The 21,355-nt window shown below is 37.7% G+C and carries 19 protein-coding genes; 9 read left to right on the top strand and 10 right to left on the bottom strand.

Annotated elements, in window-relative coordinates; genetic code table 11:
- Together F938_RS03185 and F938_RS03180 are read left to right on the top strand one after the other, a co-directional pair.
- A partial coding sequence (locus F938_RS03185; RefSeq protein ID WP_005029344.1) for a T6SS immunity protein Tli4 family protein occupies positions 1–540 on the top strand: 540 nt, incomplete at its 5' end.
- Positions 533–2,275 carry an esterase/lipase family protein gene (locus tag F938_RS03180; protein ID WP_005029342.1) on the top strand — a complete coding sequence of 581 codons (1,743 nt, stop codon included), beginning with the start codon at positions 533–535 and terminating at the stop codon, positions 2,273–2,275. The genes F938_RS03185 and F938_RS03180, both read left to right, overlap by 8 nt.
- Positions 2,276–2,425: 150 nt before the next feature.
- On the opposite strand, the gene ychF is transcribed toward F938_RS03180, so the two are convergent.
- From ychF to F938_RS03140, 8 genes are all read right to left on the bottom strand, one after another.
- Positions 2,426–3,517, bottom strand: a complete 1,092-nt coding sequence (ychF, locus tag F938_RS03175) for a redox-regulated ATPase YchF (protein WP_004831052.1) — start codon at positions 3,515–3,517, stop codon at positions 2,426–2,428.
- A gap of 273 nt (positions 3,518–3,790) precedes the next feature.
- Positions 3,791–4,450 carry a methionine ABC transporter permease gene (locus tag F938_RS03170; protein ID WP_004831051.1) on the bottom strand — a complete coding sequence of 220 codons (660 nt, stop codon included), beginning with the start codon at positions 4,448–4,450 and terminating at the stop codon, positions 3,791–3,793.
- The gene (locus F938_RS03165) at positions 4,431–5,501 is read right to left on the bottom strand and encodes a methionine ABC transporter ATP-binding protein (RefSeq protein WP_005029338.1); all 1,071 of its coding nucleotides are present in this window, start codon (positions 5,499–5,501) and stop codon (positions 4,431–4,433) included. Before F938_RS03165 ends, F938_RS03170 begins: the two co-directional genes overlap by 20 nt.
- A gap of 11 nt (positions 5,502–5,512) precedes the next feature.
- Positions 5,513–6,349, bottom strand: coding sequence for a MetQ/NlpA family ABC transporter substrate-binding protein (locus tag F938_RS03160; RefSeq protein ID WP_005029336.1), 837 nt, complete (start codon positions 6,347–6,349; stop codon positions 5,513–5,515).
- A 10-nt stretch (positions 6,350–6,359) separates the two neighbouring features.
- On the bottom strand, positions 6,360–7,241 hold the full coding sequence (locus F938_RS03155; RefSeq protein WP_005029333.1) for a MetQ/NlpA family ABC transporter substrate-binding protein: 882 nt from the start codon (positions 7,239–7,241) through the stop codon (positions 6,360–6,362).
- A 39-nt stretch (positions 7,242–7,280) separates the two neighbouring features.
- Positions 7,281–8,714, bottom strand: a complete 1,434-nt coding sequence (locus F938_RS03150; RefSeq protein WP_005029331.1) for an LLM class flavin-dependent oxidoreductase — start codon at positions 8,712–8,714, stop codon at positions 7,281–7,283.
- Positions 8,714–9,946, bottom strand: a complete 1,233-nt coding sequence (locus tag F938_RS03145; RefSeq protein WP_005029329.1) for an SfnB family sulfur acquisition oxidoreductase — start codon at positions 9,944–9,946, stop codon at positions 8,714–8,716. Before F938_RS03145 ends, F938_RS03150 begins: the two co-directional genes overlap by 1 nt.
- Before the next feature lie 34 nt (positions 9,947–9,980).
- A complete protein-coding gene (locus tag F938_RS03140) occupies positions 9,981–11,186 on the bottom strand; it encodes an SfnB family sulfur acquisition oxidoreductase (protein WP_005029327.1) in 1,206 nt (401 codons plus the stop codon).
- Positions 11,187–11,583: 397 nt separating this feature from the next.
- On the opposite strand from F938_RS03140, the gene F938_RS03135 reads away from it, so the two are divergent.
- The 6 genes from F938_RS03135 (at position 11,584) to F938_RS03110 (ending at position 18,180) form a co-directional block, all read left to right on the top strand.
- Positions 11,584–12,348, top strand: coding sequence for a glutathione S-transferase family protein (locus F938_RS03135; protein WP_004831044.1), 765 nt, complete (start codon positions 11,584–11,586; stop codon positions 12,346–12,348).
- 69 nt (positions 12,349–12,417) lie between these two features.
- Complete coding sequence (locus F938_RS03130) at positions 12,418–12,792, top strand: hypothetical protein (protein WP_004831043.1); 375 nt, start codon at positions 12,418–12,420, stop codon at positions 12,790–12,792.
- A 69-nt stretch (positions 12,793–12,861) separates the two neighbouring features.
- Positions 12,862–14,082, top strand: a complete 1,221-nt coding sequence (locus F938_RS03125; RefSeq protein ID WP_005029324.1) for an SEL1-like repeat protein — start codon at positions 12,862–12,864, stop codon at positions 14,080–14,082.
- 167 nt (positions 14,083–14,249) lie between these two features.
- Entirely contained in the window at positions 14,250–14,519 is a 270-nt protein-coding gene (locus F938_RS03120; RefSeq protein WP_004831040.1) for a hypothetical protein, read from the top strand.
- A 357-nt stretch (positions 14,520–14,876) separates the two neighbouring features.
- Positions 14,877–17,516, top strand: coding sequence for a bifunctional aconitate hydratase 2/2-methylisocitrate dehydratase (locus F938_RS03115; RefSeq protein ID WP_005029322.1), 2,640 nt, complete (start codon positions 14,877–14,879; stop codon positions 17,514–17,516).
- Positions 17,517–17,679: 163 nt separating this feature from the next.
- Positions 17,680–18,180, top strand: a complete 501-nt coding sequence (locus F938_RS03110) for a hypothetical protein (RefSeq protein WP_004831038.1) — start codon at positions 17,680–17,682, stop codon at positions 18,178–18,180.
- Between the two features lie 122 nt (positions 18,181–18,302).
- Here F938_RS03110 and F938_RS03105 read toward each other — a convergent pair whose 3' ends face one another.
- Positions 18,303–18,818 carry a hypothetical protein gene (locus tag F938_RS03105; RefSeq protein ID WP_227567271.1) on the bottom strand — a complete coding sequence of 172 codons (516 nt, stop codon included), beginning with the start codon at positions 18,816–18,818 and terminating at the stop codon, positions 18,303–18,305.
- 41 nt (positions 18,819–18,859) lie between these two features.
- Between F938_RS03105 and F938_RS03100 the strand changes: the two genes are divergently transcribed.
- A complete protein-coding gene (locus tag F938_RS03100; RefSeq protein ID WP_004831035.1) occupies positions 18,860–19,195 on the top strand; it encodes a helix-turn-helix domain-containing protein in 336 nt (111 codons plus the stop codon).
- A 336-nt stretch (positions 19,196–19,531) separates the two neighbouring features.
- On the opposite strand, the gene mqo is transcribed toward F938_RS03100, so the two are convergent.
- The gene (mqo, locus tag F938_RS03095; RefSeq protein WP_005029317.1) at positions 19,532–21,175 is read right to left on the bottom strand and encodes a malate dehydrogenase (quinone); all 1,644 of its coding nucleotides are present in this window, start codon (positions 21,173–21,175) and stop codon (positions 19,532–19,534) included.
- Positions 21,176–21,355: the final 180 nt, after the last annotated feature.

Here is a 21,355-nt window from a genome sequence, read left to right as displayed (position 1 = left end):
AAATTAAAATCATCCAAAGGTCCAAATCAAGCAGGCTTATGCTGGAAAGATTACTTTATTGCAGATGATATGACTGAAAATCGCTTCTTTTTAAGTAAAGCATATTTATCCTTTCCTTCTTATCCAGAAGTGACAATGAATATTGAAAACAGGGCTAGAGTTGAATCTGACACCCCACTTATACAAATGATTCAGAAAAATAGGGAACAAATACCAGAAGAACTCAAAAAAGTATTTAAAGTTAGTGATATTCGATCTAGTGTCAGAGAAATCAATGGACTAAAAGGCGAAGAAGTGATGACCCATTACCAACAGCGTTTAAGCTTTGGTCGAGGCTTTGAATCTGGTGCATGGCAATATTTAGGGACTTTAGATGATCCTACGGATTCATATATATATTTAGGCTTAGAAAGTGTCGATGAAGTTAATAATAAAGCACTAAATGCACCTCTAAATCAAAAAATCGTGCTTGGATTAAATGATTTTATTTTAAATAACATAAAAATTTCCGCATTTAATCAAGGAAAATCAAATGATTGAAAAAAATAATACCATTCAGGCGACATCAGCAACCAGTCCAAGTAGCAATAAAACAGGAACATTGGTAGAAATTCCCAAATTAGATACCATTCCTATTATCTTTATTCCAGGAATTATGGGGTCAAACTTAAGAAACAAAACTAATAAAAAACCCGTTTGGCGTATAGGCAATTACGCTGGTGCAGCAAAAACAGTTTATAGTCAAGCTAAAAAGTCTCCGTCCGAATTGCAAAGTGAATTGGATGCTCAGGAAACCGAAGTGGATCCAACAGGTGATTTATATATCGACCCAAGAGCAAAAGTCACCACTGAAGAAGCGAAAAAGAGACTATGGGGAACAGTACATTGGGAAAGTTATGGACCTACCTTGATGTTTTTTGAAGGGGCGCTTGCCAATATACGTTTAGAGGCAACTGAAAAAAATTGGCTGGAAAGTCGACATGCTTACCAACTAGTGACTCAAGATGATAAATACACGCCTGATTGGTTGAGTTTATTAGGTTCAAATGAGAAACAGACATGGCACCCGCAAACTAGATTTGAAAGTATAGATAAGACTGATATTGAAAAGCTCAAAAAATTTAATTTTCCTGTTTATGCACTGGGCTACAATTGGCTTCAGTCCAATGCACTATCAGCAGATGACCTTGTAAAGACAATGAAAAATATAAAAGCCAAATATGGTAAGAATTTTCATAAATTTATTGTCATCACCCATTCGATGGGCGGTTTAGTAGGGCGAAGCTTATCCACAAAAATGGGTGAAGATATTGCAGGGATTATCCATGGGGTGATGCCCACTGTGGGTGCACCTGCTGTTTATCGTCGCTTGGTTGCAGGTTCGATTGAAGGAAGTGGCGTAAAAGATGTCTTAGCAGTATTGGTTTTAGGGAAAAATACAGAACATGTAACTGCTGTTTTATCGAACTCTCAAGGTGGCTTAGAGCTTTTACCCAGTAAAGACTATCGTATTATCAAAAAAGACAAAACAACAACGCCATTTTGGTTGAGTTTACGGGGTACCGATGAAAAAGGCACCATCCATGTTGTCAATTTGCCTAAAGCCGATCCTTATAAAGAAATCTATAAAGCCCACAATGTCTGGTGGGAAATGGTCAAAGATGAACTGATTAATCCACTTGATAAAAAATATCCTGTTGGTTCTCCTAGAGCTATGTTTAATATATTAATTGATGGAGTTCAAAAATTTCATAAATCTATTGCAACACATTACCATCCCCATACCTATGTGCATTTTGGTGCTGACCCCAAAAACTTGACTTACGGTACACTACACTGGAGTCTAGATCGACCTTTGACAGGTTTAAACCAAACCCAACTACAAACCTTACCACGTGTGAATGGTCAGGAAATTGAAAATAAAAATAACCAAGTGCTTGCACAGATGAAGCAGATCAAAGACAAAAAGGAGAGGAAAGAGTACTTTGATAAAAACTTTATTCCAAATAATGGGTTTAGATATATTCGCTTAGCCAGTGGAAAATATGGAAAATTTACGATTTCCAATAAGAATTTATATGGGGATGGAACAGTTCCATTTTTTTCAGGTGTTGCTCCAATATCACCAACTAAACACAATGGGATCAAACAAGTATTTCAAATGGAAGGCTTTGATCATCAAGGTAGTTATGGTGACCTCCATGTGAGAAGAAGTGTCTTATATTCAATTGTTAAGATTATTAAAGACAACAATATTCAACCTAGAAATCGATGAATATTCTTATAGGTCTGAATCACGATAAAGAAAGATTAAATATCTTTATATGCATTTTGAAATGATCATCACAGAACTTGATGAAAGTTGAAGCAATAAAAAACAGGTTGAAGATAGCTTCAACCTGTTTAATCAAGGTATTAAAGCGTTTTAAACATTAAAACGGAAGTGCAATACATCGCCATCTTGAACGATGTATGTTTTACCTTCTAGACGCCATTTACCTGCTTCTTTTGCACCATTTTCACCATTGAATTGAATGAAGTCATCATAAGCAATACATTCTGCACGGATGAAGCCTTTTTCAAAGTCAGTGTGAATTACACCAGCCGCTTGAGGAGCAGTTGCACCCACTTTTACAGTCCAAGCACGAACTTCTTGTACACCAGCGGTGAAGTAAGTTTGTAAGCCCAATAAGCTATAACCTGCACGGATCACCACGTTAAGACCTGGTTCTTCCATGCCTAAGGCTTCAAGAAATTCTGCACGATCTTCATCATCTAAAAGTGAAATTTCAGCTTCGATTTGGTTGCAAAGTGGAACAACAATTGCATTTTCTTCAGCAGCTAACTTTTTCACAGCTTCAAGATGTGGATTGTTTTCAAACCCATCTTCTGCAACGTTTGCAATATACATGGTTGGTTTTAAAGTCATTAAACCAAAACCACGAACAAGCTTACGCTCATCATCATCTAAATCAGCAGCACGTGCAGGTTTACCTTCATCAAGCAATGGTAAGATTTTGTCGAGCACCGCTTTAGTTGCAACAGCTTCTTTGTCGCCACCTTTTGCTGATTTTGCTAAACGAGTAACTGCTTTAGTGACGGTTTCCAAGTCAGCAAGAGCAAGTTCAGTATTGATCGTTGCAATATCATCTAATGGATCAATTTTACCATTTACATGGATGACGTTTTCATCTTCAAAACAACGAACAACGTGTGCAATCGCATCAGTTTCACGGATGTTTGCAAGAAATTGGTTACCTAAACCTTCACCTTTAGACGCACCTGCAACCAAGCCTGCAATATCAACGAATTCCATTGTTGTTGGAATGACACGTTGCGGTTTTACAATGGCAGTTAATTTGTCTAAACGTGGATCTGGTACTGGAACAATACCTGTATTCGGTTCAATCGTACAAAATGGGAAGTTTTCCGCAGCAATAGCAGCTTTAGTCAATGCATTGAAAAGAGTAGATTTACCCACGTTCGGCAAGCCGACAATACCGCAATTAAAACCCATGAAAAGACTCACAAAGTGTTATATAAAAATTGCCAGTGATTTTACATGAAAGCCGTGACAAAGTCAGGTCTACGCGCTATAAGTTTTTAAACAGATCATGTCTATTTATAGCTGTGGTCGTTTTTTAATTATAAATCGAGTTTTTATTGCGCAAAACAATCAGCTTATCAGCGTAGATATGTAGTGAATTAATGTTCAATCGAATCAGAGGTACAGTTGTACCTCTACACGCCATATACAACCAGCATAGTTTCAAAAATGATCAATCATTCTTTAAATCTTCCGTTTATCCAATTGATTTGCCAGACTGTCACCAAATGCCTGAACAAGCATGACCAACGCAACTAAAACCACGATCACAGCAAACATCATTTGCATATCAAAACGCTGATAACCATAGCGGTATGCAATATCACCCAATCCACCTGCACCAATTGCACCAGCAATCGCTGACGAGTTAATCATGGTGACAATAGTAACCGTAAAACCAGCTACGATTCCTGGTAATGCTTCAGGTAAAAGCACATGCCAAACAATCTGTTTACGGTTACAGCCCATCGCCTGTGCTGCTTCAATTAAGCCTTGATCAACCTCACGTAAACTTACTTCAGCGATACGAGCAAAAAATGGAGTTGCCGCTAACGTCAATGGAACAACAGCAGCCCATACCCCATAACTTGTTCCAACAATCCAACGGGTTAAAGGAATAAGTGCAACCATCAAAATAAGAAAGGGAACAGAGCGGGTAATATTGATCACTGTGCCTAAAGCATGGTTGATCTTTTTAGAGGGATAAATCCCTTGCTCCGATGTATTCACTAACACAACTGCGAGAGGCAATCCAATTAAAAAGGCAATAAAAGCAGAAACACCCACCATTAGTAGGGTGTCAATTGTCCCTGTGATCAATAAATCAATGAGTTGGTCTTGCATAGCCCAGTACCTCTATTTGTGCAATACGAAGTTTTAGTTTTTCTTGCAATGCGGCAAGGTCTATATCGATTTGCGCAGTACCTACAATCAATGTACCAATCAAGTGATTTTGGATACTGTCGATATGGCTTTGATATAAATGAACAGATGCTTCAAATGCTTGAAAAACCTGTACTAGATCTGGAGAGTTTTTAGGATCTGTTTCGTAGCGTAGTTTTAAAATACTATGTGTTGAATCGGATTGAGGTTCATCAACAAGACCAAAAGGTAAATCAAGTTGCTCTAAGTTTAACAATTCTTGGGTAATTTTTTGCTCAGGCTTAGAGAACACAGACCAGACTTGACCTGATTCAACGATTTCTCCATGTTCAATCACCACCACTTGATCGCAAATTTCACGAATCACTTGCATTTCATGGGTAATTAAAACAATGGTGATACCCAATTCACGATTGATTTTTTTCAATAAAGACAGCACAACTGAAGTGCTTTCAGGGTCAAGTGCGGATGTTGCTTCATCACAAAGTAAAATTTCAGGATGATGCACCAATGCACGAGCGATACCAACACGTTGTTTTTGACCACCAGATAATTGTGAAGGGTAGTTATAGGCTTTATTGCTTAATCCAACCAGCGCTAAAACTTCGTTGACGCGTGTTTCGATTTCGGCTTTATTAACTTGGGCGATTTTCAAGGGCAATGCCACATTGTCCCAAACAGTCTTCGCGGACATTAAATTAAAATGTTGAAAGATCATGCCAATTCTTTGACGTGTTTGAATCAATTCTGCATGGCTCAATTCAGCCAAATTCTGTTGATGGATATGGATGCTTCCTTCAGAAATGCTTTCCAGACCATTCAATGTTCTAAGAAGTGAAGACTTACCTGCGCCACTTTTGCCGATGATGCCGAAAATTTTGCCTTGAGGAATATCGAGATTGATATTTTTCAATGCATGAATTTTTTGGTCTTGACCTGCATAAAACTTATTTAAATCACGGATTTTGATATGAGGGACTGAAAAGTCAACCTGTGAACCGAAACTCACCATTTCTATGCTCCTTATTTCCAGCCTGCAAACCACATATCTTTGCCGAAATCTTTATCTAAAATATTTCGAACCTGTTGTGAGTTTTGGAAAGCTTGAATAAATTTCTCTAACTTTTGGTTTTTATCTTGATAGTCACGACGTGTGACAAAAAGGATGGCGTATTTTTTATCAATCGGATCTAAAAACAGTGCGCTATGTGGGTCTGCTTTTTTTGCCATATTGAGGTAATGGGGAAAACCAAAGATGAGGTCCGCATCATCGTATGCTAACGCCGTTTGAGGACCTTCAACTTCTATAAACTTCAATTGCTTAGGGTTTGAAACAATATCCTGTAAAGTTGAAAGTTCGTTATTGATATCTTTGATCTGAATCAGCCCAGCACGATGGAGCAGAATTAAGGCACGTGCAGAATTTACGGGATCACTAGGAATCACTACACGCGCATGCTGTGGCAAGGCATCTAAAGACTTGTACTGTTTCGAGTACAGACCAACATGACTCCCGCTTCCAGTGCCGAAAGCATGTAAGTCATAGTTGGTTTGTTTAATCGCATTTTTTAAAAAGACGCTTTGCTGAAAAAAGTTAGCATCAATGTCACGGTTTTGAACCGCAACATTGGGCGCTTGCCAATCTGAGAATTCAACCAGTTTGACATGAATGCCATCTTTCTCGACCTCATTGGCAACTGTTTGGAGTAGTTCTGCATAGGGAGGACTGATACCAATGGTTAAAACATTTTCTTTCTGCTGGTTTTTTACATATCGATAGCCAAATAGCCCGAATATAATGACCACAACAGCAAGACCAATCCATAGATTTTTATGACTAAGTTTGGAAATTTGAGACATGAACGTTTCCTTATTTCCAACCTGCGAACCATAAGTTTTCACCAATATCATCGTTTAAAGCTTGTTTGACTTTGTCAGAAGTTTGATAAATCTTAATGAATTCTTTGAGTTGTTTTGCCTTGTCAGGATGTTGTTGTTCATAGTCATCTTTGACCACAAACAAAATCGCATAACGAGTATTGGTATTATCATCAAGTAATAATGCTTTATTGGGATCGATGGTTTTTGCCAAACGTAAATAGAGCGGATAACTAAATACCAAATCTGCATCATCTACCGCACGCGCAGTCTGCGGTCCTTCAACTTCAATAAATTTAAAATTCTTTGGATTCGCCGTAATGTCTTGTAAGTTGGATAAATGATTATTTGGATCTTTTAAGCTAATCAGCTTGGCTTGCTGTAAAAGTAATAGGGCACGACCTTGGTTTACAGGGTCATTGGGGATAACCACACGTGCATTGTTAGGTACTGCCGCCAAGGAATCATATTTTTTAGAATATAAACCAACATGCGTTGCCACACCTGTTGCAATCGGCTTGAGTTTAAAGCCTGTTTCTTTTAAAGCATTGCTTAGAAATGGCTGATGCTGGAAGTAGTTTGCATCTATATCACCATGATTCAAGGTAATATTGGGTGTATTCCAGTCAGAAAATTCAACCAGCTTAATGCGAATACCTTGTTTCATTGCTTCTTCTGCTGCAACGAGCAAGGGCTTAGCGAATGGTGGACTAATACCGATCGTGATTTCTGCTGAACCTGTTTTTTTATGTTGGTTCCAATAAAAAAGTCCTGCAATCACCGCAATAACAATCACGCCGAGTAAAATAAATTTATTCTTGGTCGTGTTTCTTGGAGATGGATTGCCATTGGTTGGCAAGTTTGTTTGTGTCATGTGACACCCCTTAAAGTCAATAATTTAAATCAATGATGTTTAGACAGTTTGTGGATGTAGGTTGTCTATTTCGATGCTGTTGTTATGTTTTGAGTTTTGACATCGAAAAGCAGAAGCAGGATGTTGTTGATTTAAATAATCACCCTGATTAAAGATTTTGTTGCGTAAAGTGCCATTCTCATATTGCGTTTTAAACCGACCACGTTGTTGCAGTTGTGGAATGACCCATTTTATAAAGTCTTGATGGGATTCTGGTGCTACAGTACGGGTGAGATTAAAACCATTAATTCCTGTTTCATCTAATAGTTGAATCAGTTTTTCTGCAATGGTTTCGCCACTTCCGACAATCAATGGATAACGTCCACCCAATTGGTGTTGTGCTTTAAGATCATTTGGTGTGATCTTATTTTCTTTAAACTTATTGTTGACTGAAGCAATACTGTTGGTTTGACGATAAGGAACAGCTTCATCATCTGCATATTGTGAAAGGTCAATGCCGACTGAGCTAGAGTAATGTGCTAGACCTGCTTCGGGGCTTGCATAACTGGCATATTCAGCTAACTTTTGTTGTGCCAGTTGATCTGTCTCCGCAGTGACAACAGTAATGCCGACAAAGATTTTAATGTCTTGCGGATCACGCCCTTGTTGTATTGCCAGTTCACGAATTTTATCCACTTGCTGTTTGATCTTTGCAGGTTGATCACCACCAATAAATACACATTCAGCATGTCGAGTCGAGAACGCTAGCCCACGCGGAGAAGCACCCGCTTGGAACAGGACAGGAGTACGTTGTGGAGAAGGTGAAACTTGAAATACGCCCTGACTTTGATAAAAGCGACCATGATGATTGATCTGATGTACTTTTTTGGGATCGGTAAAAATACGCTTTTGCTTGTCTTTCTGTATGGCATCATTTTCCCAAGAGCCTTCCCAAAACTTATAGCACAGCTCTAAAAACTCTTCAGCTTGTTCATAACGTAAGTCATGATCTTTTAGACCTTTTTGCCCAATTAAACGCTCAGCACTGTCTAAATAACCAGTCACAATATTCCAGCCAATACGACCTTGTGTGAGATGATCTAAACTAGCGAAACGCCGTGCAAATTGGTAAGGCGTTTCATAACTTAAATTCACGGTGACGCCAAAACCTAGATTTTGAGTCACTGCTGCCATTGCAGAAATCAGGGTAGAGGGATCATGACTTGGCAATTGGATAGATTCTTTTAAGGTTAAATCTATTCCATTCTGATACACATCATAGACCCCCGTAATATCAGCAATAAATAAACCATCAAATAAACCTTGTTCTAATGTTTTGGCTAGGTCTGTCCAGTAATTCAGCTCATTAAAACGATGTGATTCATCACGGGGATGCGTCCACAAACCATGATTAATATGACCAACACTGTTCATATCGAAGGCATTAAGTAAGATTTTCTTTTTATCGGCTGCTTTTTGAGATGCATTTGTCATTACAATGTCCCTCTGCGTGGTGGAAGGATGTTGTTGAGTACATAGTTTCCAATAAAGAAATATTTCCAACGTGATGCATCATGTAAAGTGTGTACGCGTGCATTGCGCCAGTATCGATCTAAACCATCTGCACGTTGGCTTCCACGACTTCCTGCAAGTTCAATTAATTTTGAGGATGCTTTTAAAGCGGTTTCAGTACTATGTGCTCGGACTTTTGCAACATCAATCGATGCTTTGGCAATGTTTTCTTCTGTTGGGTGAGGCTTGGCTTGGTCAATCGATTGAGCAGCTTGTTTTAATAAAACTTCACTCGCACGTACATCAGCAGCTACACGTCCTAATTCAAAAATAGTTAGAGGATCTTGATCGGCACGTTCTACATTGGCATCAATCCACGCACGTGCTTTTTTTATACGCTCAATGGTTTCTTCAAATGCTGCACGAGCAATCCCAGTCTCTATCGCTGCATGCATGATTTGCGCAAATGGACCAACTAAGGTTGGTTCTGAGAAGGCAGTGTCAAAACGAATAACATTTTCAGATTCAACAAAAACTTGATTAAATTTGACCGTGCCACTGCCCGTTGTTTTTTGCCCAAAACCAGACCAATCATTGATTCGTTGTAAACCTTGGGCATCTGCTGAAATAAAAGCCAGATATTCTCGATCCTCAGCATCTCGTACCAATGTCGGGATACGATGTGCAAAAAGGCTACCAGTGCAATAAAATTTTTCACCATTGACCACATAGCCATGTTCAGTTTGACTGATTTGGGTATGCTTTTGTGCTGCCGTTTTGGTTTTAAATTCTGCCAAAGCATTACCAAAGCGAGCACCTTCAAGCACTTCCTGATAAAGCTTTTGTTGTTGTTGTGCTGTACCTGTATTGCGTAATACTTCTAAAGCATAAAAATGGTTTTGTGGAATTTGACCGATAGAGCCATCCACACCACTGAACAAAGCAATGACTTTGGCAACAGTATGGCTGGATACCTCAGCGCCCCCATATTGTTTTGGTACAGTGATTGCCCACAATCCTGACTGACTGAAAGCCTCAATTTCTTCAAAAGGTAACAGGCGTTCAGCGTCACGTAAAATCGCATCTTGCTTAAATTGTTGACTTAGTTTTTCTGCAATCTCTAAGGCCTCTGCATCACTTTTAATGATATGCGCTTTGGCGAATGCGTGATTTGGATGATCTAATGTTTTACTGATATTTTGATAAGTGCTCATATATTTCCCCTGAATGAATGTTTTGAATTACTACTTAAATCCAAGCATGCCGTTGATCTTGTGTGCCATTTAAGTAGTAGTTGCCGATGGCATGTAATTTCCAACGAACAGGGTCATGTAAGGTATGTACACGAGCATTTCGCCAATGTTGATCAAGGTTATGAATAGATAAACTAGAACGGCTACCGCCCAATTCAAGAAGTTTTTCAGAAATCTGTAATGCAGCATCATTGGCATATACTTTTGCCTCAGCCACAATAATGGATGCTTTACTGGCTTGTTCTGGTGTGACGATGTCTTGGGCATCTAACTGATCTAAATATTCGGCAGCTTCGTCTAAGAGTAAAATGGCCGCATCCAGTAAAATATTGAGCTTGCCGACTTCTTGTAATGTATAAGTTTCAAAACTGGCTTTTTCGACATTTGCATCTACGATTGGACGAGCTTTATGGATTGCAGACAATGTATCGGCAAAAGCTGCTTCAGCAATTCCCACATCTATGGCGACTTGAATCAATTGAGAGTAAGCACCACGATACTTTGAGGCATCTGCAAGTGGCTTTTCGTCCATGATTAGTTCAGGGCTGACCACCACATTTTTTAAACGGACAGTACCACTTGCAGTGGTGCGTTGACCAAAACCATCCCAATCATTTGCTATTTCGACACCTTGAGCTTGGGCATTGATAATGGTGAGAACAGTATGCCCCAATGGATGGATTGCACGTATTGCGAGCCAATCTGCAAATGATGAACCTGTTGAATAAAATTTCTCGCCATTCAAAATATATTGACCATTTACCTGATCTAAGCGCGTTTCTATCGTTTTGGTATCTTTGCTGTTGCGTTCAGGACCACCGTTGGCAAGACGTTTACCTTTTAAAATCTCAGCATAAATAAATTGTTTTTGTGATTCACTGGCAATGTTTTCGATGGCATTTAACAAACCAAATTGGTTCTGGGGAATCTGACCAACACTGGCATCTGCCTTAGATAAAATGCGGAAAACATGTGCCAGCGTTTTATTGGAAACTTGAGCACCACCGTATTTTTTTGCAATACGGATACCACCTAATCCTTTGTGGCTTAATTCTTGGATGACATCAACAGGTAAAATTCGTTGTTGATCACGTATATTTCGTTCTACCAAAGCAAAATCAGCAACTTGGTAAGCTGCATTAATCGCCTGTTGATCATTTTGGATCACTGTGGCTGAGGTAGAAGAATTCAAACTAGACATATCGGCACCTTTCTATAGATACCAAAACGCTAAGCAATATTGTGAGAAAAATTAAACGAAGTATTATGCTTAATTTATGAAAAATTATCTTAAATAGAAAAAAAGCATAGTATTTTAAAAAACAAGATAATATAAGTAATTGAAATATAATATTTAATTTGTAATTCATAAGATTGTTTTTTAATCTATTCCAGTGTCTTTATTCAAAAGCTGAATAAAGACTAAAGAAACAGATATAACCGTTGAATAAGCATTGGGTCATATGACGAGCGATTGATGTAAAAAGTACATTGTAATTCAAGCAATGAATGTCTAAAGTACAGAGAATTACTCAGGATTAAATCCTATTGTTTTAGGTTGGCTAAGCCTTTAATTAAAAAAATAATTTGGAGATTACATGCGTACGTTGTACCAATTCCCACTCTCACATTACTGTGAAAAAGCACGTTGGTTGCTCGATCATAAAGAATTGGATTTTGTTGCGCAGAATTTAATACCAGGCGTACATCGTGCTTTTGCACAGTTAAAAACCGGACAAAATAAATTACCCATTTTAAAAGATGGTGAACAGTTTATTGCTGGCTCTACGCAAATCGCCTTGTATCTTGATGAAATGTACCCTGAACATCGCTTAATTCGTATTGACCCTAAATGGCGGGCTGAAACACTTGAAATTGATCAAATTGCCAATGAATTGGGTATACACGTGCGCCGTTGGGGATTGGCTCATGCATTGGCAGAAGGTGATGAGCCTTTAGAAATTATGATTGGCGAAAAAGGCTATTTACGTCAGTTTGAAAAGATTTCAAAACCTATACTCAAAACCTTGGTTTCTAAAAGTTATCAACTTGATCAAGAAAAGGTAGAAGAGTCTAAATATAATCTTGACTTGACCATAGCCAGTTTAAATAAAACTTTGATTGAAAATGGTTGTCGCTATTTTGTTGGCGATCGTTTTAGTTTGGCTGATATTTCAGTATGTGCCATGTTAGCGCCGTTATTAGAGCTCGACTCAACACCATGGGAAAAGGAGTATGCTGAGCATATTTCTCAGGAGTTTGTAGATTTTAGCCAATATTTACTTGAGTTACCGCTTGGTCAGTATGTGAAAAGAATTTATGCCACTGAACGCAATGCACGTGTAGATTGGCGTGGAATGTAACTTGAATAGAATAAAGCCTCCAATTTATTGAAAAATTCAGTATCATAGTCATGAATTGGAGATTTTTTAATGCAGAAATTCATAATTTTGGGTGCGCTAAGCACTGTTTTATTGATGGTCGGTTGTGCTGAAAAAAAACCTGCAACGCCCGAAGAAATTTGGAAAGGTTATTGCACCAGTATTGGTAATGCGGCACGTTCAATTACTTTAGATCGTCAAAATGGTATTACCAAGAAAGAAGCACTTGAATATGCCAATAAAGTGACTGATCCAACCACGAAAGGTTTTGTACTAGAGTATTTGGAAAAAGTTTATGCATTGCCTGATGCTGAATTAAAAGCAGATAAAGATGCAATCCAAGCAAAATTTAAAAATGAAGCGTATGAACAGTGTGTCAATACACCACATGACCCCAAAAAAATGCCAGATTATAAACCGTTCTAAGGGACGGTTTTTTATCATTTAAATTACATCCTTTCTAATAATTATAGTCAATGAACACTGAGTTTAATCATGTCTAATAAACGATCTATATCAAAAATTTCTTTACTTTCATTTTTCTTGGCTTTTTCAGTCATGAGTCAAGCTGAAGAAAGCAAAACCGTGACAAAACAAGTTCAAGCAACCAAGCCTGATATTGCACAACTAAAAACGCAAGCAGACAAGGGGCAAGCCAAGGCGCAATACCAACTTTTTTTGTTTTATAAAAACCAAGATCCAGCCCTAGCACTACGCTATCTCAATCAAGCTGTTCAACAGGATTATCCTTTGGCTTTGAATGCGATGGGCTGGTTATATTACAAAGGTGATGGTGTAACTCAAGACAACCAAAAAGCAGTAGCGTTTTTAAATAAAGCCAAGGATAAAGGTGAAATATTTGCTTATGTCAATCTTGCTACATTATATGCACGTGGTGATGCTGTTGCTAAAGATGAGAAGAAAGCTGCAGAATTATTGACTTATGCTGCTGACCATGGTGACACTACTGGTGCTTTTAATTTAGCTTCAGCTTATGCACAAGGTAGAGGGGTACAACAAGATACAGATAAGGCAATCGTGTATTTAAAAAAATCTGCGGAAGGTGGATTAGCAATTGCCCAAAAAATGTACGGGGAGATGCTATATAAAGGAGATGTTGTTCCACAAAATATTAAAGCAGGTATTAACTTTCTGACACTTTCGGCAGAACAGGGAGATGTTAAAGCACAAGCTATTCTTGGTGGTTTATATGGCTCTGAGAATGAATATGTTGAACAAAACCCTGAATTGGCTTTTAAATGGACTGAGCGAGCTGCACAACGTAACGATGTGGACGCATTGGGTAATCTTGGTTGGATGTATTATCAAGCTGTAGGTACTAAAAGAGACGTTCAAAAGGGTATCCAAATGTTGGATCAAGCAAGTGAACGTGGTAGCGTGCAGTCGGCGATTAATTTGGGACTGATTTATGCTAAAGGCGAATATGTCAAAAAAGATGCTAAAAAAGCCTTTGATTATTTTTCCAAAGCTGAACAAGCTGGAGATATGAGCGCGAATTTATTTTTGGGCGATGCTTACTATCGTGGTAAAGGTGTAAAAAGAGATGAAAACAAAGCATTAGAAGCGATGCTCAAAGCTCAAAAAGCGGGTTATATGCTGGATCTAGATACCATGAAAGAATATGACTTGTGTAAATTAGAATCACGGATGGTGAATGGTCAATATATGCATGCGTTTGAGTGTCCTATATCTTAATTTAGCCAGACTTTATATAGACCGTCTAATGACGGTCTTTTTTAGCTTGAGTTATCAGAAATATGGTTGTATTTCACACAGCTCGTCACAAAAAATGATTAGCATAAAAATTGAAAAGCATATATAAAATATAGAAATAGAAAACAAAAAAAGTCGAGGAGTGTGCCATGGAAGTTGTTGCATATTTGCATAATGCCGATTTGCTCTTAGAAGATGAACAAGGTGTGGCTGTGATTAGTGGAAGCCATTATGTACTGAGTTTAGGCGATCAAGTTTTTTTCCAAGACCTTATCGATGAACAAGCAAAATTATATCAAGTCAAAATTTCTTTTGCTTGTGCTGATCATGTCATGTTGCATGAGGATGAGGTTCAGATGAAATTCGAAGGCTGTCGAACAGAATTTCAAAAATATACAAACAGTACAACAGTCCACTAAGGTGGAATGTACTTAAGCTGCAAAAAAAGGCAACATCAGTTGCCTTTTTTATGTATGAAACAAGCTCAAGTGAATGTAAAAGACTTTTTCAAGTCAGTATTTTACAAAATTATTTTTTTATAATTTTTTGTGCCTGTTCTAAAAAATAGCGTTAAATGCAAAATCGATGCAAATACAGACTCAGCTGCGCAGAAAAGTGATGAGTATTTATTTATAAAATAATGGGCATCACGAATTAATACGCTCTTTGCATTAACTTTTGGCTTGATTTTTAGTAAAATTTGACAGTCCATATTGCCTGTGAAGCTTTTATAAGCAGGAATTCACAGGTAAATTTTTAAAAAGAGGAATAACACCGTGCTAGAAGCTTACCGCCAACACGTTGCAGAACGTGCCGCACTCGGAGTCCCACCGAAGCCACTTGACGATGCTCAAACTGCTGACTTGGTTGAATTATTAAAAAATCCACCAGCAGGCGAAGAAGCATTTTTAGTAGATTTGCTTGAAAACCGTGTTCCAGCAGGTGTTGACCAAGCAGCCTATGTAAAAGCAGCATTCTTAACTGCTGTGGCTAAAGGTGAAACGACTTCTCCATTAGTTTCTAAAGAACGCGCGGTTTACTTACTAGGTACTATGCTTGGTGGTTACAACGTAGCTCCTTTGGTTGAATTGCTTGATGATGCAGCACTTGCTGAATTAGCTGCAGAAGCATTGAAGAAAACACTTCTTGTATTTGATGCATTCCATGATGTTGCTGATAAAGCGAAAGCGGGTAACGTAAATGCGAAAGCAGTGATGCAATCTTGGGCTGATGCTGAGTGGTTCACTAGCCGTAAAGATGTTCCTGAAGAAATCAAACTGACTGTTTTCAAAGTTACTGGCGAAACAAATACTGATGATTTGTCTCCAGCGCAAGATGCTTGGAGCCGTCCAGATATTCCATTACATGCCAATGCAATGTTGAAAAACGTTCGTGATGGTATTAACCCAGAAGTTCCAGGTGAAGTTGGTCCACTCAACCAAATTAAAGAACTTATTGCGAAAGGCAATCAAGTTGCTTATGTTGGTGATGTTGTCGGTACAGGTTCTTCTCGTAAGTCTGCTACAAACTCTGTGCTTTGGTTCTTTGGTGATGAGATTGCTCACATCCCGAACAAAAAAGACGGTGGTTACTGCTTAGGTTCTAAAATTGCACCAATTTTCTTCAACACTATGGAAGATGCTGGTGCATTACCTGTAGAAATTGATGTTGCTAACATGAACATGGGCGATGAAATCGTTCTTAAGATTGATCATGCTGCTGCAAAAGTTACTGCGTTCAAAGCGGGTGATCAAATTGCTGAATCTGAGTTGAAAACGCCAGTTCTTCTAGACGAAGTACGTGCTGGTGGTCGTATCAACTTGATCGTGGGTCGTGGTTTGACTGCGAAAGCACGTGAAGCTCTCGGTCTTGCTCCTTCAACTTTATTCCGTACTCCAGTTCAACCTGAGAATACGGGTAAAGGCTTTACTCAAGCTCAAAAAATGGTTGGTCGCGCTTGTGGTCTTCCTGAAGGTCAAGGTGTTCGTCCAGGTACTTACTGTGAACCTAAGATGACTACTGTTGGTTCTCAAGATACAACAGGTCCGATGACACGTGACGAATTGAAAGACTTGGCTTGCCTAGGTTTCTCTGCTGACCTCGTCATGCAATCTTTCTGTCACACTGCGGCATATCCAAAACCAGTTGACGTTCAAATGCAACACACGCTTCCTGATTTCATCATGAACCGTGGTGGTGTTTCTTTACGCCCAGGTGACGGTATTATTCACTCTTGGTTAAACCGTATGCTTCTTCCAGATACTGTTGGTACTGGTGGTGACTCACATACTCGTTTCCCAATCGGTATTTCTTTCCCTGCAGGTTCTGGTCTAGTCGCTTTCGCTGCTGCAACGGGTGTTATGCCACTTGATATGCCTGAATCAGTGCTTGTTAAGTTCAAAGGTAAAATGCAACCTGGTATCACGCTACGTGACCTTGTACATGCGATTCCTTACTATGCAATCCAAGCTGGTGACTTAACTGTAGAGAAAAAAGGTAAGAAAAACATTTTCTCTGGTCGTATCTTAGAAATCGACTTAACAGAAATGGAAACTGACTTAACTGTAGAACAAGCATTCGAACTTTCTGATGCTTCTGCTGAACGTTCTGCTGCTGGTTGTTCAATCACGCTTTCTGAAGCGAAAGTTGCTGAATACTTGAACTCTAACATCACGATGTTGAAGTGGATGATTTCTCAAGGTTATGGCGATGCACGTACTATGGCGCGCCGTGTTGAGAACATGGAAAAATGGTTAGCGAATCCATCACTTCTTAAAGCTGATGCTGATGCTGAATATACGAAAGTGTATGAAATTGATCTTGCTGACATTAAAGAACCAGTTCTTTGCTGCCCGAACGATCCAGATGACGCTAAACTTCTTTCTGATGTTCAAGGCGTTAAGATTGACGAAGTATTCGTTGGTTCGTGTATGACTAACATTGGTCACTTCCGTGCTGCTGGTAAATTACTTGATAAAGTACCTGGTGGTTCATTGTCTACTCGTTTATGGTTGGCTCCACCAACACGTATGGACGAGCATCAATTGATGGAAGAAGGTTTCTATAACATCTATGGTAAAGCTGGCGCGCGTACTGAAATGCCTGGTTGTTCATTATGTATGGGTAACCAAGCACGTGTAGCTCCAAACACGACTTGTGTATCGACTTCTACACGTAACTTCCCGAACCGTTTAGGTCAAGGCGCAAATGTTTACTTAGCTTCTGCTGAGCTTGCATCTGTTGCTGCGGTGCTTGGTAAATTACCTTCTCCAGAAGAGTATCAACAATATGCTGCTCAAATCGACAGCATGTCTGCTGACATCTATCAATACTTGAACTTCGATAAGATGGGCGAGTATACAGATGCTGCTAAAGACATCGATACGAAGAAAATTGCTGCTGCTCAATTAAGCTAATTTTTTGAAAAATAAATTAAATTGAGTTAAAACTAAGGGCTGATTATTCAGCCCTTAGTTTATATAAGCGCTTATAGATATGATTGACTTAAATAGAATGAGAAGAACAGTTTAGACAATGAGATTAAAAAAATTGCATAAATCTTGTATAAAAAGGTGAAAAATGGCTCTAGTTCACGATTTTGTTGTTTCAAATAAAGAAATATATACATATCAAGATTATATGAATGTAATAAATAAAGTACCTTATGATGTTTCAATTCATGATGATCTTATTCTGTATTTTTATGATTTTTTACAATGGATACCTGCTTATAATCCATCGATGGAAATAAGACATATGGGATTAAATCTTTATGGTGTAACTATTATTGACATTGATGGGGCTCAACAAGCATATGATTTATTTGTACATATCGTGGATATTCTTAAACTCTCAACAGAAACTTTAAAACTAAATGGTGGTTATTCTTATCAACTTGCAGATGATGAAGATCCGTTTAGTGAAAGTAAGGAATGTCGAATTGTCAGAAATAGTTTAAAACAAGAAAAATTAACCTATCAACGAGATGATATTATCGATCAATTTAAAAAAATAGCTGAATGTTTTAAAAAAGTCATTGATTCAAATGGACAATTATATGTTTTACATTTTGGAGTATAAAATTTTTTTAAAATATTAAGTGTAAAATGTACCTTATTATAATTAATCTATAACTATTTGAGATATCAAATATTCTATTTCAAATATGAAATAATCAGTTTCATCGATTCGAATGAAAATCGTTAACTATACTTTTTTATAATATTCATCATCATCTTTTTAAAATTCAAAATAACAATAATCGAATTAATATTTAGTGGGTCAAAATCAGTATTGATAGAGTCAAAAAATGCCAATAGCATAGGGTAGATCTGTTGATCATCTATAAATAAGGTTGCATTTGGATTGAAATATTGAGAATAATAATCAATCTTAATATCTGCATATTCTGGATTTTCAAATTGAGTTAATACAAATTGCTTATTCGTATCACTGATACTATTTGAACAAATGGTAAATAATAATGCTGTACAAAAATAATCAAGCTCTTCTTTATTCACTACTTTTATACTTAAATCAATTAAATAATTTTCAAGTGCTGTTTGAATGATAATAATAACATCGGCTAAATCTGTAGAAATATTTTTAACAATATTTGAATGCTTCATCATTTTTCTAAATTTTAGTGAATGAGTGGGTATTGTATTGCAAAACTCTTGTTTTGTAAAACAATACTTTTGATGCACAATATATTGCATTGCAATACGCTTAGGATACTTTGTTAAGCTAATATCAAGGAATGGATATAGGTCATGCAATACGTTATTTGCGAAAACGGAAGGGCTGGACTCAACAGCAATTAGCCGATTTTTCCAATACTTCAAAAAGTAACATTTCCAATCTTGAGAATGGCAATCAAGGGTACAGTCCTGCAATACTCCAATACCTTGCGGAAGCTTTTAATTGTTCTGTCGCACAACTATTCTTATTGGCTGAAAGTTTAGATGAGCAAGAGAATGTCTCAGAAAATTGGGATAAGATGCCTATCGATGCTTTATTTATACAATTACCCAAAGATATTCAAGATAACTTAAAACAACTGATATATAGTTTGATTCAAAATAAATCCTCGTAATCTATTTTTATAAGTAGATTATTAAATTCAAATTTTATTATTCTAAAATTATAATGATCTGTTTTAAATCAATTTGATTCAGTGAAAATAAATAAAGTTTTTGCTCATCTTTTATAAATTAATCAATTGGGTAAAGCTTAATTTTCTTTAATAACTATTTGCTTAATCAGAAAGTTTTTGAGTAGGCATTAAAAAGCCCCTTATTCAGGGGCTCCTCGTATAACTCACGCTATACTCATATAAGGCTCATCTCATACTGTATATATTAAAGCACAAAATCAGTCATTCAGCCATAAAAAAAGATGAGCCTAAGCTCATCTTTTTAATCAACGCAAATTAATGTGCATTTGCAACAGCAGGAGTTGCTGTGGTCGCATCATTAGCAGCTTTACGCGTAGGTGTATAATTTAAACCCAAAGTAGCGCTGGTATAAGTACGTACTTGATCCAGTAGAGCAGGGTTGCTGTTTAAATCCTGTTGATAAGATTTTACAATCTCATGCAACTTAGGATTCCATTTACCTTTTACTTGCTCAGGGAAAGCTTTTTCCATCAAACTCAACATAATATATGGTGAAGTTGATGCACCTGGAGAAGCACCAAGTAACGCAGTGATTGAACCGTCTTTAGAACTAAAGATTTCAGTACCAAACTGAAGGGTAGCTGGTTTGCCCGGTGCTTTTTTGATGATTTGAACACGTTGACCTGCTTGGCTTAGGTTCCAATCTTCAATTTTTGCATCAGGGTAATACTTTTTCAATTCATTGAACTGATCTTGCTTAGACATCGCGACTTGACTCACCAAGTACTTCACTAAGTCTAGATTTTCAACACCAATGGTTGCCATTGGAATGACATTGTTTTTGTTGGTCGCATCAATCAAATCAAACTGAGAACCATTTTTAAGGAACTTGTTTGAATATGTGGCAAATGGACCAAACAACACATATTTTTTACCATCAACATAACGAGTATCAATGTGTGGAACAGACATTGGCGGTGCACCTAACTCAGGCTTACCATATACTTTTGCAGTATGTTGTGCTGTAACAGCAGGATTATCTGTCATTAAGAAGATACCACCGATCGGGAAGCCAGCATATTGCTTGGTTTCTTCAAGACCTGTCATCTGCAATAATCTGATTGCAGCACCACCCGCACCAATAAATACATGGCGAGTTTTAACATGGCTTGCTTGATTGGTTTTTAAGTTCTTAAACGATACAGTCCAAGTCTTGTCTTCATTTTGACTGATGCCAGTTACTTCAGTTGATGTTTCAAGCTTGAAGTTTGGTTGCTTCTTCAAATGATCAACTAATTGTGTGGTGATTGAACCATAGTTGACATCTGAACCTACATCCATACGTGTCGCTGCAACTTTTTGATTTGCATCACGACCTTGCATGACTAGAGGCGCCCATTGTTTGATTTCATCAGGATTCTCAGTATATTTTAATCCTTCAAACATTGGACTTTGACGCATTGCATCGTAGCGCTTCTTCATGTAGTTCACGCTATCGCCCCAAACAAAGGCAATATGAGGAACAGGATTAATGAAGCTAGATGGTTGACCTAAGACACCATTTTTGACTTGATATGACCAGAATTGCTTACTTACTTCAAATTGTGATGCAGTATCAATGGCTTTTTTAATGTCAACTTTACCGTCTTTTTCAGGGGTATAGTTCATTTCCATAAAGCCTGAGTGTCCAGTACCTGCATTATTAAATCCTGCAGAACTTTCTTGACCCACTTGATCCAATCTTTCATACATTTGGACTGTCCAATCAGGTTCAACTTCATTGAGGTATGTCCCCAATGTCGCACTCATAATACCGCCACCGACAAGTACCACATCAACAACGGGTTCATCAGCTGCTGTAGTCACTTTTTTAGAGCTAATTGGTCTGAATAAAAAGATCAGTCCAATAACAAATACAACTCCGATGACAATCAGTAGGTATTTAAAAAATCTCTTCATATATTTCCTGTTTCATCAAGTTTTAATAATATTGTAATGTAGAAAAGTTACATAAATGTTAGTTTGTGTAATGTTTTTTTGCGTAAACGATTTAAATATATGAAATAATTTGTTTTTAAATTTGTAAAGATGTGAGTAAAAAATAAACAGATTAAATTTTGAATAGTAAATTTGTGTGAT

It is taken from the genome of Acinetobacter bereziniae LMG 1003 = CIP 70.12, from assembly GCF_000368925.1.
GTDB classification, from domain to species: domain Bacteria; phylum Pseudomonadota; class Gammaproteobacteria; order Pseudomonadales; family Moraxellaceae; genus Acinetobacter; species Acinetobacter bereziniae.
This window is presented reverse-complemented; position numbering and strand designations above follow the sequence as displayed.